A 14,630-nucleotide genomic window follows, 5' to 3' on the forward strand; every position below is an offset into this window, starting at 1 on the left:
TCGGCCATGCAGCTGACCCTTCGCCGTAACAGAGGGCCCAGCAAGTTCGAGCAGGCGGCCGACGGCTCGATGACCCTGATGGACCACATCAGGGAGTTGCGCAACCGGCTGTTCATCGCCTCGCTGGGCCTGGTCGTCGGTCTCATCGTCGGCTTCATCCTCTCGAAGTGGGTGTTCCACCTACTCGAGGAGCCGTACTGCCGACTGCCGAGCTCGCAGGCCGTCCGCGCCGACGGCGCCCAGTACTGCGACTGGGTCGTGCTCGGCGTCGGTGACACCCTGCTCCTGCGCCTCAAGATCGCGCTGTGGGTCGGCCTGATCGTCGGCGCCCCGGTCTGGCTCTACCAGCTGTGGGCGTTCATCGCGCCCGGCCTGCACCGTCACGAGCGCAAGTGGGCGTACGTCTTCGTGGCGATCTCGGTGCCGCTGTTCGTGGCCGGCGCCGTCCTGGCCTACCTGGTGGTCGGTCACAGCCTCGCCTTCATCATGGAGGCCGGCGTCCTCGGCGAGAGCACGAAACTCGAGGTCTCCTCGTACATCGGCTTCGTGACCAACATGTTGCTGATCTTCGGGGCGGCCTTCGAGTTCCCGCTGATCCTGCTGATGCTCAACTTCACGGGCGTGGTGAGCGCCCGCAAGCTGGCCGGCTGGTGGCGGATCGTGGTGTTCCTGTCGTTCGCCTTCGCGGCGATCGCCACCCCCGACCCGGGCCCGTTCGGCATGACCCTGCTGGCCGCCTGCATGATCCTGCTGTACTGGATCGCGGTCGGCGTGGCCTTCCTGAACGACAAGCGCAAGGGCCGCGGCAAGGAGATCTACGCCGACCTCGACGACGACCAGATCTCCCCGCTCGAGGACGACCGTGTGCCGGTCGGCGCGTCCGACCCCATCGAGGCCCCGACGCCGATCGAGGCGCCGAGCCCGGTGACCAGGTCCGGCCCGGTGTCCGCGCCCCGCCCGCTGGACGGACGGTTCGACGACATCTCCTAGCAGCTACGCTCCTCGGCTGTGACGAGCAACGAGATCGCGGTGCTGGCCAACCCCTCGGCGGGGCGCGGCCGGCACCGCGATCTGCTTCCCCGGGTGCTGACGACCCTCTCCGAGGCCGGCGCCGTACGCGTCCTCGAGGCCCACAGCGGCGCCGAGGCTGAGAGCGCGTGCCACGCGGCCGTGGCGGGCGGCGCGGCGGCCGTGGTGGCCGTCGGCGGGGACGGCACTGTCCACCGGGCGCTGCAAGCTGTCGCCGCTACGTCAGTTCCGTTCGGTGTAGTGCCGGCCGGCACCGGCAACGACTTCGCCGCCGGCGTCGGCGTCCCGCCTGATGTCTTCGACGCCGCCGCGGCCATCGCCTCCGCGATTGTCGCAAATCGGTCAATAGCCGTGGATTTGGCGCGGATGAAGTTCGCCGAAGAGTCGCGGGCCGCTGGGCGGGACTCGGCCGGCGGTGGCGGCGCGGCGGCTGCTGGGCCGGGCTTGGCTGCAGGTGGCGGCGCGGCGGCTGCTGGGCCGAGCTTGGCTGCAGGTGGCGGCGCGGCGGCTGCTGGGCCGGGCTTAGCTGCAGAGGGCGGCGCGGCGGCTGCTGGGCCGGGCTTAGCTGCAGGGGGCGGCGCGGAGGCTGCTGGGCGGGGCGGCTCGGGGGCGGAAGTTGGTACCGGGGCTGTGCGGTGGTTCGGGGCGGTGCTCGCCGGCGGGTTCGACGCGCTGGTGAACGAGCGGGCGAACCGGATGCGGTGGCCGCGCGGTCCGCGCCGCTACGACCTGGCGATCCTGCTCGAGCTGGCCCGGCTGCGGCCGCGGGTCTACGAGCTGGAGATCGACGGGGCGGACCACGGCTTCACCGGCATGCTCGTGGCCGTGGGCAACTGCGCCAGTTACGGCGGCGGCATGCGCATCCTGCCCGGCGCCGACCCGTACGACGGCCTGCTCGACGTAGTGGTCGCCGTCCCGTTCGGCCGGCTCGCCCTGGCCCGCCTCAAGCCCCGCCTGAACCGGGGCACCCACGTCACCGACCCCCGCGTCCGGACATTCCGGGCAAACCGGGTGAAGCTGCGCTCCGAGGGCATCATCGGCTATGCGGACGGCGAGCGGGTCGGCCCTCTCGCCCTCGACATTACGTGTGTGCCGGGTGCAGTCCGGTTGCTCCGGTAGCCCCACGGTCAGATCCCCGCCCCGCGGCCGAACGTGAAGGCATGCAGATGACCTCGCTCGCCTCGCTCGCGTCCGCCGCCTTCGCCAGCGCCCGCGCCAGCCTGAAGGACATGGCCGAGACCGCTGCCGCCCAGTCCAAGCCCGCCGCGGCCGAGTCGTCCGCCGCGGCCGCTTCCACCAGCGATAAGCCGAGCGAGAAGCCGGGCGAGAAGCCGAGCGAGAAGCCGAGCGAGAAGCCGGCCCTGGGCGCCATCGAGCAGGCTGTCGCCGACCGCCAGGCCGCCGGCATGGAGCCCAAGCCCGTCAAGGTCCGCCAGGGCCTGTCCCTGGACTCCTACGCCTGAGCGAACCGCCCCGTCCGACGTCGCTCGACGTCCGGGCCGGCGCGGGGCGGCCTGCGAAGCGGGTAGGAGCGTGGATGACTTCGGTCAGGCGGCGCAGCCGGCCAGGGCCAGGGTGGCCCCCAGGCCGTTCGGGCGGCCCGGCTCGGCCGCCGGGAGCACGAGCGCGGCGCAACCGGCCTTGACCGCGCCGGCGTCGGCCGGGGTGTCACCGACCATGAGGGTGCGTTCCGGGTCCACGCCGAGCATGCCGCAGGCGCGCAGGAAGATGGCCGGGTCGGGCTTGACGCGGCCGACCTCGTAGCTCAGCGCGAACGCGTCCACCAGGGCCGACATGCCCCAGGCGCCGAAGTGGGGGCGGATGTCGAAGCCGATGTTGCTCACCACCGCGACCTTGATCCCCGCGTCGTGCAGGGTGCGCAGCGTGGACTCCGTGTCCGCGTAGGGAAGCCAGCCCTCGGGGGTCAGCAGCCGGTCGTACAGGGCGTCGGCCAGGCCTTCCACGTCCGTGGCGACGGTGGCGGCCAGGCCCGTGTAGGCGGCGCGGTGGCTGTGGGCGTACAGATCCCGGTCCGACCAGTGTTCGGCCAGGTGCAGGGGCACTCGGGACGGGACGGGGCCGCCGGCGCGCCCGGCCGTGACCAGGCGGTCGGCCAGGATGGTGGCCTTGGGGCGTTCCAGGGTGTGGCCGCAGGCCGCGGCGGCCGCCACGACCCAGGTGACAGGGTCCTCGACCTGCGCCAACGTGCCGTGGAAGTCGAACAGCACGGCATCGACCTGACGGCGCGGCCGATGGGGAGGGTGATCGGTCGATTCGACATCCGGCACGGGAGCACCATACCTATCGCGCCCGTGCTGCAAGTTGTCACACCCACGAACTAGCCTTGTGGTCATGACGAGTCCCGCCGAACGGTATGCGGAATCGAAGCGGCGGGCGGCCCGGGCGGCCGAGTTCCCGGCGCTCGACGATTTCATGCTCGACGTCGGCTTCGACCTGGATGACTTCCAGCGCGCGGCCTGCGAGTCCCTCGAGCGGGGCAGCGGCGTGCTGGTGTGCGCGCCCACCGGCGCCGGCAAGACGGTGGTGGGCGAGTTCGCCGTGCATCTGGCGCTGCGGGCCGGCGAGCGCAAGTGCTTCTACACCACGCCGATCAAGGCGCTGTCCAACCAGAAGTACCACGACCTGGTCGAGCGCTACGGGGCCGACAAAGTCGGCCTGCTGACCGGGGACAACGCGATCAACGGCGACGCCCCGGTGGTCGTGATGACCACCGAGGTCCTGCGCAACATGCTCTATTCGGGCTCCGCCGCGCTGAAGAACCTGGCCTATGTGGTGATGGACGAGGTCCACTACCTGGCCGACCGGTTCCGCGGCGCGGTCTGGGAAGAGGTGATCATCCACCTTCCGGCCTCGGTGACCCTGGTTTCGCTGTCGGCCACGGTCAGCAACTACGAGGAGTTCGCCGACTGGCTGGTCACCGTGCGCGGGCAGACCGAGGTCGTGGTCAGCGAGCACCGGCCGGTCCCGCTCTGGCAGCACATGCTGGTCGGCCGGCGCATGTTCGACCTGTTCCACGACGCCGACGCCGCCAAGAAACACGACGTGCACCCCGAGCTGCTGCGCTACACCCGCGAGATGCAGCGCCGTCTGGAGCTCACCGACCGGTCGTACGGGCCCCGGGGTGGCCGGTCCAAGCGGTGGCAGCCGCCGCCGCGGGCCGAGGTGGTCGACCGCTTGGAGCGGGCCGGCCTGCTCCCGGCGATCCTGTTCATCTTCAGCCGGGCCGGTTGTGATGCCGCCGTGCAGCAGTGCCTGGGCGCGGGCCTGCGGCTGACCGACGCCGACGAGCGGGCCGAGATCCGCCGCATCGCCGAGGCCAAGGTGGCCAGCATCCCGCGTGAGGACCTGTCGGTGCTGGGCTACTGGGAGTGGCTCGACGGCCTCGAGCGGGGCCTGGCCGCCCACCACGCCGGCATGCTGCCCGCCTTCAAGGAGGCGGTCGAGGAGTGTTTCGTGCAGGGCCTGGTCAAGGCCGTGTTCGCCACCGAGACCCTCGCGCTGGGCATCAACATGCCGGCCCGCTGCGTCGTGCTCGAACGGCTGGTCAAGTTCAACGGCGAGGCCCACGTCGACCTGACCCCGGGGGAGTACACGCAGCTGACCGGCCGCGCCGGCCGCCGCGGCATCGACGTCGAGGGCCACGCCGTGGTCCTGTGGAGCCCCGAGGTCGACCCGCGCCACGTGGCCGGGCTCGCCAGTACGCGTACGTATCCTTTGCGCTCGTCCTTCCGCCCGTCCTACAACATGGCCGTCAACCTGGTCGGCACGGTCGGCGCCGAGAAATCGCGCGAGCTGCTCGAGTCGTCGTTCGCGCAGTTCCAGGCCGACCGGTCGGTGGTCGGGCTGGCCCGGCAGGTGCAGCGCAACGTCGACACCATGCAGTCGTACGGGGCCGAGGGCGCCTGCCACCACGGCGACTTCGACGAGTACTTCGCGATCCGGGTCGCCATCGCCGACCGGGAGCGGGCGATGGCCCGCGAGGGCGCGTCGCAGCGCCGGGCCGCCGCCACGTCCTCGCTGGAGAAACTGCGCGTCGGTGACGTCATCCGGGTGGCGCAGGGCCGCCGGGCCGGGCTGGCCGTCGTGCTCGAGGCGCCGGCCGGTGGTTTCGGCGAGCCGCGCCCGCTGGTGCTGACCCAGGACCGCTGGGCCGGGCGGGTCAGCCCGGCCGACTTCGGCGGGCCGGCCGAGGTGCTCGAGCGCATCCGCGTGCCGAAACACTTCAACCACCGCTCGCCCGGCGCCCGGCGCGACCTGGCCGCGCAGATCGCCGCGACCGGCCTGGAGCGCCACGGCGGCGGTCGCCGCCGTAACAAGGGCGCCGCCCAGCCCGGCGAGGACGCCGAGATCGCCCTGCTGAAAGTGCAGCTGCGGCAGCACCCGTGCCACGCCTGCCCCGATCGGGAGGAGCACGCCCGCTTCGCCGAGCGGCGGCACCGGCTGCAGCGCGACACCGACGCCCTGCGGGACAAGGTCGCCGGGCGTACGGGGTCGCTGGCCCGCACGTTCGACCAGGTCTGCGCGGTCCTGACCGAGCGCGGTTATCTGTCCGCCGGCGGCGAAGCGGGCGGCGAGGTGACCGAGGCCGGGCGCATGCTGGGCCGCATCTGGTCCGAGGCCGACCTGCTGGTGGCCGAGTGCCTGCGCCAGGGCCTGTGGGACGGCCTGGCCCCGGACGAGCTGGCGGCCGCGGTGTCCATGGTGCTCTACGAGTCGCGCCGCGAGGGCGACGACCGGGCGTCGGTGCCCAAGGGCCCGATCACCTCGGCGGTGGACGCGTGCACCAAGCTGTGGGGCGAGATCGCGGCCGACGAGTCGGCTAACGGGCTGAGCCTGACCCGCGAGCCCGACCCGGGTTTCGTCTGGCCGATGTACCGGTGGGCCCGCGGCGAGCCGCTGGCCCGGGTGCTGGCCAGCGGGCACAACTTCGACGCGGACATGCCGGCCGGCGACTTCGTGCGTTGGGCCCGCCAGGTGCTCGACCTGCTCGGCCAGATCCGGGAGGCCTCGGCCGCCTCGCCCGAGGTGCGCGACACCGCCCGGGCCGCGATCAAGCTTGTGAACAGGGGTGTTCTCGCCTACCAGGCCGGGCTGTGATCTTCGGGAAGATCTTCGTAGGATGAGGGCAGTGTCGATGTAGCACGGCAAGACGGGGGTGGCCGCAGTGGACAGTTCGCCCAACGACCGGGTGGACACGACGGTGGCCCACCCGGCCCGGCGTTACAACTACTGGCTGGGCGGCAAGGACAACTTCGCCGCCGACCGCGCCTCGGGGGACGCGATCGAGGCGGCCATGCCCGCGATCCGTACGATGGCCCTGGAGAATCGCCGTTTCCTGGGCCGGGCGGCCCGGCTGATCGCCTCGCGCGGGGTCCGGCAGTTCCTCGACATCGGCACCGGCATCCCGGCGCCGGGCAACACCCACGAGGTGGTCCAGGCCGTCGACCCGGCCAGCAAGATCGTGTATGTGGACAACGACCCGATCGTGCTCAGCCACGCGCGGGCCCTGCTCACCAGCGCCCCGGCCGGCACGGTGGCCTATCTCGACGCCGACCTGCGCGACCCGCGCTCCATCCTGGATCACGCCGACCTCAAGGCCACCCTCGACCTGTCCGAGCCGGTCGGCCTGCTGCTGATCGCGGTGCTGCACTTCATCCGCGACGACGAGGACGTCACCGGTATCGTCCGTACGCTGCTCGAGGCCCTCCCGTCCGGCAGCTACGTGGCCGCCACCCACGCCACCTGGGAGTTCCTGCCCGACGAGGCGGTCGCGAAGCTGACCGCGGCCAACCCCGACGGCCGTTTCCAGGCCCGCGACGGCGCCGCGTTCGCCGCCCTGTTCGACGGGTTGGAGCTGGTCGACCCGGGCGTCACCTCGGTCGCCCACTGGCATGCCGGCGACGAGCCCCAGCCGCGGCCCGCCGCCGAGTACGTCGCCTGCAACGGTTTCGTGGCCCGAGTGCCGTAGCTGTCGAGAACCGCGGCCGTCGTTCGTACAGATACTGAAGACGACGACCGAGGAGGAACGATGGCGCGGTATCTGCTGAGCATCTACCAGCCCGACGGTGATCCACCACCGGCCGAGGTGCTGGAGCCGATCATGGCCGAGCTGGGGAAGCTGAACGATCAGATGAAGGCGGCCGGGGCCTGGGTGTTCACGGCCGGGTTGCATCCGCCGTCGACGGCGACCGTGATCCGCGACCGGGACGGCGAGGCGGTGCTGACCGACGGGCCGTTCACCGAGGGCAAGGAACACCTCGGCGGCTTCACGATCATCGAGGCGGCCGACCTGGACGAGGCGCTGGGCTGGGGCGGGCGGATGGCCGCGATCCTGCCCATGCTCGCGATCGAGGTCCGCCCCCTCGCATGACGGCGGCCGAAGAATCATGACGGAGATCGAGGCGATCTTCCGGGCGGAGTACGGCCGCGCCGTCGCGGTCCTGATCCGTCACTTCGGTGACATCGACGTCGCCGAGGAGGCGGTCCAGGACGCGTTCGCCGTGGCCGTGCGCCGCTGGCCGGAAACCGGGGTGCCGCCCGCCCCGGCCGGCTGGATCATCACGACGGCCCGGAACCGGGCGATCGACCGGCTGCGCCGCGAATCCCAGCGCGCCGAACGGGAGGCCGAGGCGATGCGGGAGCAGGCCATGGGGGACACCGGGCCGGACGGCGACGAGCTCCGGCTGATCTTCACGTGCTGTCATCCGGCCCTGGCCCCGGCGGCCCGGGTGGCGCTGACCCTGCGGCTGCTCGGCGGGCTGACCACCCGGGAGATCGCCCGCGCGTTCCTGGTGCCGGAGGCGACGATGGCCCAGCGCCTGTCCCGGGCCAAAGGCAAGATCCGCGACGCCCGGATCCCCTATCGGGTGCCACGCGACGCGGATCTGCCCACGCGTCTCGGCGCGGTCCTGGCCGTCCTCTACCTGATCTTCAACGAGGGGTACGCGGCGAGCGCCGGCGACGGCCTCACGCGCGACGATCTCACCGCCGAGGCGATCAGGCTCGCCCGCCTGCTGGTTCGCCTCATGCCCGATGAGCCCGAGGCCCGCGGCCTGCTGGCGCTGATGGTGCTGATCGAGGCCCGCCGTCCGGCGCGTACCGCCAGCAACGGCGACCTGATCACCCTGGGTGACCAGGACCGGCGCCGGTGGAACCGGCCGTTGCTCGACGAGGGGCGGGCGCTGCTGCGCGAGTGCCTGCGCCGCGACCGGGCCGGCCCCTATCAGCTCCAGGCGGCGATCAACGCGGTGCACGCCGACGCCGCGAGCGCCGCGGAGACCGACTGGCGGCAGATCCTCGCGATCTACGACCATCTCACGCTCTTCGACTCCGGGCCGGTCGTGGCTCTGCACCGGGCCGTCGCCGTGGCCGAGGTGCACGGGCCCCGGGAGGCGCTGGCCATTGTGGACAGCTTGAGAGGCCTCGATCAACACCACGTGCGGTACGCCGTACGGGCCGAGCTCCTGACCCGGGTCGGCCGTCGCCGGGAGGCCGAGCAGGCGTACCGGCAAGCAGCGGAACTGACCACCAACCCGAGCGAGCGCCGGTTCCTGATGAGAAAGTCAGACCCGGAAGGCTGAGACCACGCTGCGCAGCTCGGCGGACATCCGGGCCAGCTCGGCCGTGGCCTCCTGCGTCTCGGCGACGCTCTGGCTGGTCATCCGGGCCGCCTCGGCCACCCCGGTGATGTTCTCGGCGATCTCGCTGGTGCCCCCCTTGACCTCGGAGGCGACCACCGCGAAGCCCTTGCCCATCTCCCCGGCCCGGGCCGCCTCGGCCGCATTCTGCGAGATCTCCCGGATCGACGCGCCCATTTCCTCGCTGCCCGCCGAGACCGTCTCCACGCCGCGCGACACCTGCTCGGCGGCGGCCGACACGGCCTGGGCCTGGGCCGAGGTCTCCTCGGCGGACGACGCGATGTGGGTCGACGTGCCGGTCAGCCGTTCCGAGGCGCCGGCCAGCGAGGCGGCCGAGTTCTCGATCGTGGTCACGGTCGCGCGCAGCCGGGCCATGGCGGCGTCGAGCGAGCGGCCCATCCGGCCCGGCTCGTCGCGGCTCTGCAGGCCGGTGCCCCGGGTCAGGTGAGCCTTGTCGTTGACCTGGTCCAGCGCGACCAGCCCGAGGATGCCGACGACCAGGGCGACCAGGGCGGCCACGCTGACCGCGGTGAGCACCTTGGCGCTGACGCCCAGGTCGGAGAAGGAGAAGCCCCGGCGCAGGCGATGTCAGGCTCACGATCCTCACTATTGCGAATCGGTTTCGCCAAAGGGGTGGATTCACCCGAAATAGTCGACTCCCAGCCGAATGACCATGCCGGCCACGACGACGACCAGGGCGGCCCGGACGAAGCCGGCGCCGCGCTTGAGGGCGGTCCGCGCCCCGAACCGCGCTCCGGCGATGTTGCAGACGGCCATCGACAGGCCCAGCCACCACAGCACATGACCGCCGGCTGCGAAGACCACCAGCGCGCCCAGGTTCGTACCGGCGTTGAGGATCTTCGCCGTGGCCGAGCTGCCGAGAAAGTCGAGGCCGAGCAGCGCGGTGAACGTGATGATCAGGAAGGTGCCGGTGCCGGGCCCGAAGACGCCGTCGTAGAAGGCGATCGCCACCCCGGCCGCGCCCACGGTGAGCGCGCGGCGCCGCCCGGTGGGCGCGATCTCGCCGACCACCACGCCGAACTGCGGCCGCAGCACGACGAACGCCAGCACCAGCAGCAACAACACCATGACGGCCGGGCGGAACCAGTCGGCCGGCACGCGGGCGGCGGTCACGGCCCCGAACCCGGAGAAGACGACGGCCAGCCCCGCGGCCGGCCCGGCCACCCGCCAGTCGATCTTCGTGCGCCGGGCGTAGGTGACGGCGGCCGTCGCGGTGCCGCAGATGCTCGCGACCTTGTTGGTGCCCAGCGCGGTCACCGGCGGCAGGCCCGGCAGACCCAGCAGCAGGGCCGGCACGAGGATCAGCCCGCCCCCGCCGACGACAGCGTCAACCCATCCGGCGGCCGCCGCTACGAGCAGGAGCAGGAGTACGAGGTGCCAATCCATGGCCGCCAGCATGGTGTAATGGTCTTATGCATCTCAACCCTTACGGCGAAGATGCGGTGCGGCTCGCACTTTCGCTCGTGACCGACCCGCCGGCGTCCGCTCCGGCGCTCGCCGAGCGGTGTCGCGACGCCGGGATCGCGCTCGAGCGACCGGTAGCGTCGTCTGATCTGTCGGATATCGCCGACTTCATGGAGCGCTGGCTGACCGTGGTCGATGCATCTGACGACGACCGGGCCGCTCGGCTCAACACCCTGCTGCAGGCGACCGCCGCCTACCCGAGGCTGACGAACCACGCCGGCGACGGCTGGCACATCCACTACCGCGAGCCCGACCAGTCGCTGGCCTCCCTGCTGCGCACGCTCATCAGTGTCGGCACGGCCCTGCACCTCTCCGGGCGCGGCCTGCACCGTCTCGGCCGGTGCGCCCGCGCCGGCTGCGGGCGACCCTTCGCCGACTTCAGCCGTACGGGGACTCAGCGATACTGCTCCCACGCGTGCGGCAATCGCGACGCCGTACGGCGGCACCGGGCCTCCCATCGGTGAAGGTGTTGTGCAGGTCCTGTGCGGAGGCGAGCTGCCGGGCCGTCGCCGTGCTGGGATCGGCCGCATGTTCCGATCCTTGCTGTACGCGGCGTACACGCGCCGGCTCCGCAGACAGCTCGCCGGGGCCGCGCTGCCCCGGCACGTGGCCATGGTGATGGACGGCAACCGCCGGTGGGCCCGGCAGATGGGTTACGGCGACGCCCGGGTCGGCCACCGCTACGGCGCCGAGCATCTCGACGAGGTCCTCGGCTGGTGCGCCGAGACCGGGATCGGGCACGTCACCGTCTTCGTGGCGTCGGCCGACAACGTCCGCAGACGCGACGCCACCGAGGTCGGCAACCTCATGCGGATGATCGAGGACGTGGTCACCGAACGCCTGCGCCGCCCGGCCAGCCCGTGGCAGGTGCACCTGGCCGGCCGCCTCGACGTGCTGCCCGACTCGACCCGGCACGCGCTGAAGCTGGCCGAGGAGGAGACCCGCGCCGCCGGCGGTTCCTCGCATCTGACCATCGCCATCGGCTACGACGGCCGGGAGGAGATCGTCGACGCCGTACGGTCGCTGCTGTGGGAGGCCGGGTCCCTCGACGAGGCGGTACGCACGCTGAGCGCCGACCGGATCGCCGAGCACCTCTACACCAGCGGCCGCCCCGACCCCGACCTCGTCATCCGCACCAGCGGCGAGCGGCGCATGTCCGGCTTCCTGCTCTGGCAGGCCGCCTACTCGGAGCTGTACTTCTGCGACGTCTACTGGCCCGGCTTCCGCAAGGTCGACTTCCTGCGCGCCCTCCGGTCGTACGCCGCCCGCCACCGCCGCTTCGGCGCCTAGCGGGAGATCATCGGCACACCCCCGGACCATGGTTGAGGCGCGACCGGGCAGGCACCATGCAGCCATGACGGAATCACTGTCCACGTGGGAGCACGGCGCGCAGGCGCTCGCCCTGCTCGACGCCGCCCGATCCCGCGGCTACCTGGGCTTCCTGGCCGAGCCGCGAACGACCGCCGAGGTCGCGGTGTTCGCCGGCCACCCGGCCGACGATCTGCTGGCCGCCTTCGAAGCGCACGGCCTGATCGTCCGTACCGCCGACAAGGTCCAGCTCGAGCCGGGCCTCGCCGCCGCCCTGTCCGCCGCCGCCCCCGTGGACCTCGCCGCCCAGATCGCCCGGGCCAGCCTGCTGGCCCGCCAGGTCGCCGACGTCGTCACCACCGGCGCCGCCCCCGTCACCCCGGCCGAGGCCGTCGTGATCGCCCGGTCGGTCGCCCTCACCCCGAACGACGCCGCCCGGGCCATCGTCACCCAGATCCTGGACGCCGTCCCCGAGATGCGCGACGCCATCACCGACGGCCGCCTGCTCGACGTGGGCAGCGGCGCCGGCGGCTTCGTCCTGACCGCGGCCTCCCTGCTGCCCGGTCTGCGCGCCACCACCCTCGAGCTCCTCCCGTCGGTGACCGCCGCCGCCACCGAGCGCGCCCACGCTCTGGGCGTCACCGACCGCGTCGACATCCGCACCACGGACGCCCGCGACTTCGCGGATCCAGCTCCGTACGACGCCGCCTTCTGGGCCCAGCCCTTCTTCCCCGAGGACACCCGCCCGGCCACCCTGGCGATGATCCGGCGCAGCCTGCGCCCCCACGGCCTCCTGCTGATCCAGCAGCTCGACACCGACGACGGCACCCCCGCCGCCACCCTGCGCCGCCTCGTCGCCCGCGCCCAGGGGCTGCCCTTCGCCCGCCCCCTGCCGGCACTGGTCACCGAGTCCGAAGCCGCCGGCTTCGAACTGCTCCGCACCCTCGAGATCGACCTCGGCCGCATAGCCCTGCTCCGCCGCCCCGCCTAGCGGCCCCCGATCCGCTCACACAGAGCCCGCAACTCCGCCCCGCCCCCAGCTCGCCGGGAGCGGCCGAGAAGAGCCTGCGCGGCCTCGGCTGCGGCGGGCGAGGTGTGGACGTGCTGCGGCGCCAGGCGCTCGGCGGCATCGTGGTCGTCTCGCCGGTGTGCTCGGCCAGCACGGTGGCCTCGGCGGCCCAGCCGCGGCCGTCGTCGTGCCGGCCCGCCCGGCGGTTGGCGTCGGCGCAGACCAGGTGCAGGGTGCCGGGGAGTTCCGCGCCGCCGGGCCGGCCCGTGTACGGGTCCAGGGCGCCCGCGGCCCGGGTGGCCAGGGCCAGCCCACGGTCGTGGGCGCCGCAGCCGGCGGAGCTCCTCGAGCAGCGCCACGCCCGCCGCCAGCTCGGCCACCGGCTGGTTGCCGCCGTCGGGCGCGGTCAGGTCGACGTCGAGCAGGGCGCGCATGATGCCGGGGACAGCCGCGTGGGCGGCTGCGGCCCAGCGGTCGGTGACCGCGGCGCGGGTGTCCGTGAGGTCGCCGGGTGAGCAGTTCAGGGCGGCGGCGACAGCAGCGGTACGCGGGCGCGCTGGCCGGCTTCCTCGGCGTACTGCTGGTCGCCGGTCTTGGTTTTGCCCTGCGGCCGGCCGGGCGCCGGGAGGTCGTGCAGCCGGAACCCGCCCCGGCGGCGCCGGATCAGCCGCAACGCCTCCTCCTGCCGCACGCTTCCGGCACTTACCGCGCCGGTGGCGGCAACGCGACGCTTCTCGGTGGCACGGGCCGCGTCGGCGAGTTGCTCCAGGACGGCAGTCTCCGGACGTACGCGGTGACCGGCCCCCGGCGCTGGGAGTCGTTCACCGTCCTGGCCGACGGGCGCGTCGTCGCGCTCGGCCCCCGGGAGTCGACCCCGCCGCCGAAGGTCACGGATCAGCGGGTCGACCTCGTGGTCGTCGGCGGCGATGGCAAGGTCCAGTCGCAACGGGACGTGCGGCGTGCGGGCGAGCACGTGGCGCTGGCCGCCGCCGACGACACGACGGCCTATCTGTGGCGCGACGCCGGCTACTTCGCGCACGACCTGGCGACCGGGCGGGAGAGCCTGCTGTTGCCGCTGACCGGGATGGTCGACGGATCGGTCGACGCGGCCGACGGCATCGCCACGGCGGTGGCCTACGACCGCGCGTCGAACCCCTGCCATCCGCAGGTCGTGCATCTGACCGGCGGATCCTTCCGGCAGCTGTGGTCGGCCGGCGTGCCGGGCTGCCGCCGGGTGACCGGGCTGCGGCTTTCGCGCGACGGCGAGAACCTGGCCGTCGCCTATCAAGGACAGGACGGGGTGCGGGTCGCCCTGCTCGACACCGAGGAGGGCCGGGTGTTCACCGACCGGCGGGTCGGCGCCGGCTCGGACGAGAGGATCGAGCTCGCCTGGCAGGACGACCGGGCCGTACGCGGCGTGCTGCTACCCGTCGGCGGCGGCATCCACGAGCTGGTGCCGTTCGTCGTGCGGTGAGCGGCGGCGGCCGGGCTACCCGGCGGGGCTGACGAAGGAGCGCAGCTCCGCCAGCGCCGCGTCCAGCTCCGCGCCGGCGCGGGTGAAGTCGTCGCGTTCGTAGCATCTGGTCAGGGCGGTCTCCCAGGCCAGCATCATCACGCCGCAGAACATCCGGATCTCGGGTGAGTCGCCCAGGGCCTCGGCCAGCCCGCTCACCCATAGATCCTGTTGTTGCAGGTGGCGGCCGCGCAGGGCGGGCTCTGAGCGGTTGAGGCGCATCACCGCGGCCATGGTGGCCGGGTCGGCCGCCACCGAGTCGACGGCGACCTCGAAAGCCGCGCGCAGGGCCGGCAGGGGCGCCTCGCCGGGCGGGCGGCGGCGCAGCTCGCCGGCGATCGCGGGGCCGAGAGCCTCGATCGGCTGGAGGACCGCGTCCTCCTTGGTGGCGAAGTACCGGAAGAACGTCCGCTCGGTCACGCCGACGCTGGCCGCGATCGCGCTGGCCGTCGTGGCGGCGAACCCGACCTCCTCGATCGAGCGCATCGCGGCCGCCGTCAGCTCGGCCCGGATCGTCTCCTTCATGCGAGCTCGGACACCTGGGGGCTTCGCCGCTTCCATACCGATCATCCTAGCGTTACAGTCGGCCACTGACGAACTGTCATCCACTGACAGAAAGTCAGTGACC

Annotated in this window: 16 protein-coding genes; 12 read left to right on the forward strand and 4 right to left on the reverse strand. The window is 72.8% G+C overall.

The window, feature by feature from the left end:
• Positions 1-6: 6 nt before the first annotated feature.
• Genes tatC through AB0J66_RS32965 form a run of 3 tightly spaced genes read left to right on the forward strand, consistent with a single transcriptional unit; the run spans position 7 to position 2,492 of the window.
• Positions 7-990, forward strand: a complete 984-nt coding sequence (gene tatC, locus AB0J66_RS32955; protein ID WP_364669032.1) for a twin-arginine translocase subunit TatC — start codon at positions 7-9, stop codon at positions 988-990.
• An 18-nt stretch (positions 991-1,008) separates the two neighbouring features.
• Positions 1,009-2,148 (forward strand): diacylglycerol kinase family protein, encoded by a 1,140-nt coding sequence (locus AB0J66_RS32960; protein WP_364669034.1) that lies wholly within the window; start codon positions 1,009-1,011, stop codon positions 2,146-2,148.
• 41 nt (positions 2,149-2,189) lie between these two features.
• Positions 2,190-2,492 (forward strand): hypothetical protein, encoded by a 303-nt coding sequence (locus AB0J66_RS32965; protein ID WP_364669037.1) that lies wholly within the window; start codon positions 2,190-2,192, stop codon positions 2,490-2,492.
• Positions 2,493-2,576: 84 nt separating this feature from the next.
• On the opposite strand, the gene AB0J66_RS32970 is transcribed toward AB0J66_RS32965, so the two are convergent.
• Positions 2,577-3,317, reverse strand: coding sequence for an HAD-IA family hydrolase (locus AB0J66_RS32970; RefSeq protein WP_364669039.1), 741 nt, complete (start codon positions 3,315-3,317; stop codon positions 2,577-2,579).
• A 64-nt stretch (positions 3,318-3,381) separates the two neighbouring features.
• Here AB0J66_RS32970 and AB0J66_RS32975 point away from each other — a divergent pair, with 64 nt between their 5' ends.
• The 4 genes from AB0J66_RS32975 to AB0J66_RS32990 all read left to right on the forward strand — a co-directional run bounded on the left by AB0J66_RS32975 (position 3,382) and on the right by AB0J66_RS32990 (position 8,630).
• Positions 3,382-6,147: a DEAD/DEAH box helicase gene (locus AB0J66_RS32975; RefSeq protein WP_364669041.1), complete on the forward strand. Its 2,766-nt coding sequence runs from the start codon at positions 3,382-3,384 to the stop codon at positions 6,145-6,147.
• Positions 6,148-6,214: 67 nt separating this feature from the next.
• The gene (locus tag AB0J66_RS32980; RefSeq protein ID WP_364669044.1) at positions 6,215-7,018 is read left to right on the forward strand and encodes an SAM-dependent methyltransferase; all 804 of its coding nucleotides are present in this window, start codon (positions 6,215-6,217) and stop codon (positions 7,016-7,018) included.
• Positions 7,019-7,078: 60 nt separating this feature from the next.
• On the forward strand, positions 7,079-7,420 hold the full coding sequence (locus AB0J66_RS32985) for a YciI family protein (RefSeq protein WP_364669047.1): 342 nt from the start codon (positions 7,079-7,081) through the stop codon (positions 7,418-7,420).
• 16 nt (positions 7,421-7,436) lie between these two features.
• The gene (locus AB0J66_RS32990; RefSeq protein ID WP_364669050.1) at positions 7,437-8,630 is read left to right on the forward strand and encodes a sigma-70 family RNA polymerase sigma factor; all 1,194 of its coding nucleotides are present in this window, start codon (positions 7,437-7,439) and stop codon (positions 8,628-8,630) included.
• Here the strand turns inward: AB0J66_RS32990 and AB0J66_RS32995 are convergent.
• Both AB0J66_RS32995 and AB0J66_RS33000 read right to left on the reverse strand, forming a co-directional pair.
• Positions 8,613-9,224: a hypothetical protein gene (locus AB0J66_RS32995; protein WP_364669055.1), complete on the reverse strand. Its 612-nt coding sequence runs from the start codon at positions 9,222-9,224 to the stop codon at positions 8,613-8,615. The genes AB0J66_RS32990 and AB0J66_RS32995 overlap by 18 nt on opposite strands.
• A 102-nt stretch (positions 9,225-9,326) precedes the next feature.
• A complete protein-coding gene (locus tag AB0J66_RS33000; protein WP_364669058.1) occupies positions 9,327-10,094 on the reverse strand; it encodes a TSUP family transporter in 768 nt (255 codons plus the stop codon).
• Positions 10,095-10,120: 26 nt separating this feature from the next.
• Here AB0J66_RS33000 and AB0J66_RS33005 point away from each other — a divergent pair, with 26 nt between their 5' ends.
• The 5 genes from AB0J66_RS33005 to AB0J66_RS33025 all read left to right on the forward strand — a co-directional run bounded on the left by AB0J66_RS33005 (position 10,121) and on the right by AB0J66_RS33025 (position 13,963).
• The gene (locus tag AB0J66_RS33005) at positions 10,121-10,636 is read left to right on the forward strand and encodes a CGNR zinc finger domain-containing protein (protein WP_364669060.1); all 516 of its coding nucleotides are present in this window, start codon (positions 10,121-10,123) and stop codon (positions 10,634-10,636) included.
• 64 nt (positions 10,637-10,700) lie between these two features.
• On the forward strand, positions 10,701-11,462 hold the full coding sequence (gene uppS, locus AB0J66_RS33010) for a polyprenyl diphosphate synthase (RefSeq protein WP_364669062.1): 762 nt from the start codon (positions 10,701-10,703) through the stop codon (positions 11,460-11,462).
• A gap of 64 nt (positions 11,463-11,526) precedes the next feature.
• Positions 11,527-12,471: a methyltransferase domain-containing protein gene (locus AB0J66_RS33015; RefSeq protein WP_364669065.1), complete on the forward strand. Its 945-nt coding sequence runs from the start codon at positions 11,527-11,529 to the stop codon at positions 12,469-12,471.
• Positions 12,472-12,581: 110 nt separating this feature from the next.
• Complete coding sequence (locus AB0J66_RS33020) at positions 12,582-13,004, forward strand: hypothetical protein (protein WP_364669068.1); 423 nt, start codon at positions 12,582-12,584, stop codon at positions 13,002-13,004.
• The gene (locus tag AB0J66_RS33025) at positions 13,001-13,963 is read left to right on the forward strand and encodes a hypothetical protein (protein ID WP_364669070.1); all 963 of its coding nucleotides are present in this window, start codon (positions 13,001-13,003) and stop codon (positions 13,961-13,963) included. The genes AB0J66_RS33020 and AB0J66_RS33025 overlap by 4 nt, the downstream gene beginning before the upstream one ends.
• Positions 13,964-13,978: 15 nt before the next feature.
• Here AB0J66_RS33025 and AB0J66_RS33030 read toward each other — a convergent pair whose 3' ends face one another.
• Positions 13,979-14,527, reverse strand: coding sequence for a TetR family transcriptional regulator (locus AB0J66_RS33030; protein WP_364669073.1), 549 nt, complete (start codon positions 14,525-14,527; stop codon positions 13,979-13,981).
• Positions 14,528-14,630 lie beyond the last annotated feature (103 nt).

This window comes from Actinoplanes sp. NPDC049598, from assembly GCF_040675435.1.
Classification (GTDB): Bacteria; Actinomycetota; Actinomycetes; order Mycobacteriales; family Micromonosporaceae; genus Actinoplanes.

Coding starts and splice junctions, on each gene's coding strand:
- tatC (WP_364669032.1), top strand. CDS start 7: ATGCAGCTGACCCTTCGCCGTAACAGAGGGCCCAGCAAGTTCGAGCAG.
- AB0J66_RS32965 (WP_364669037.1), top strand. CDS start 2,190: ATGCAGATGACCTCGCTCGCCTCGCTCGCGTCCGCCGCCTTCGCCAGC.
- AB0J66_RS32975 (WP_364669041.1), top strand. CDS start 3,382: ATGACGAGTCCCGCCGAACGGTATGCGGAATCGAAGCGGCGGGCGGCC.
- AB0J66_RS32985 (WP_364669047.1), top strand. CDS start 7,079: ATGGCGCGGTATCTGCTGAGCATCTACCAGCCCGACGGTGATCCACCA.
- AB0J66_RS32990 (WP_364669050.1), top strand. CDS start 7,437: ATGACGGAGATCGAGGCGATCTTCCGGGCGGAGTACGGCCGCGCCGTC.
- AB0J66_RS33000 (WP_364669058.1), bottom strand. CDS start 10,094: ATGGATTGGCACCTCGTACTCCTGCTCCTGCTCGTAGCGGCGGCCGCC.
- AB0J66_RS33005 (WP_364669060.1), top strand. CDS start 10,121: ATGCATCTCAACCCTTACGGCGAAGATGCGGTGCGGCTCGCACTTTCG.
- uppS (WP_364669062.1), top strand. CDS start 10,701: ATGTTCCGATCCTTGCTGTACGCGGCGTACACGCGCCGGCTCCGCAGA.
- AB0J66_RS33015 (WP_364669065.1), top strand. CDS start 11,527: ATGACGGAATCACTGTCCACGTGGGAGCACGGCGCGCAGGCGCTCGCC.
- AB0J66_RS33030 (WP_364669073.1), bottom strand. CDS start 14,527: ATGAAGGAGACGATCCGGGCCGAGCTGACGGCGGCCGCGATGCGCTCG.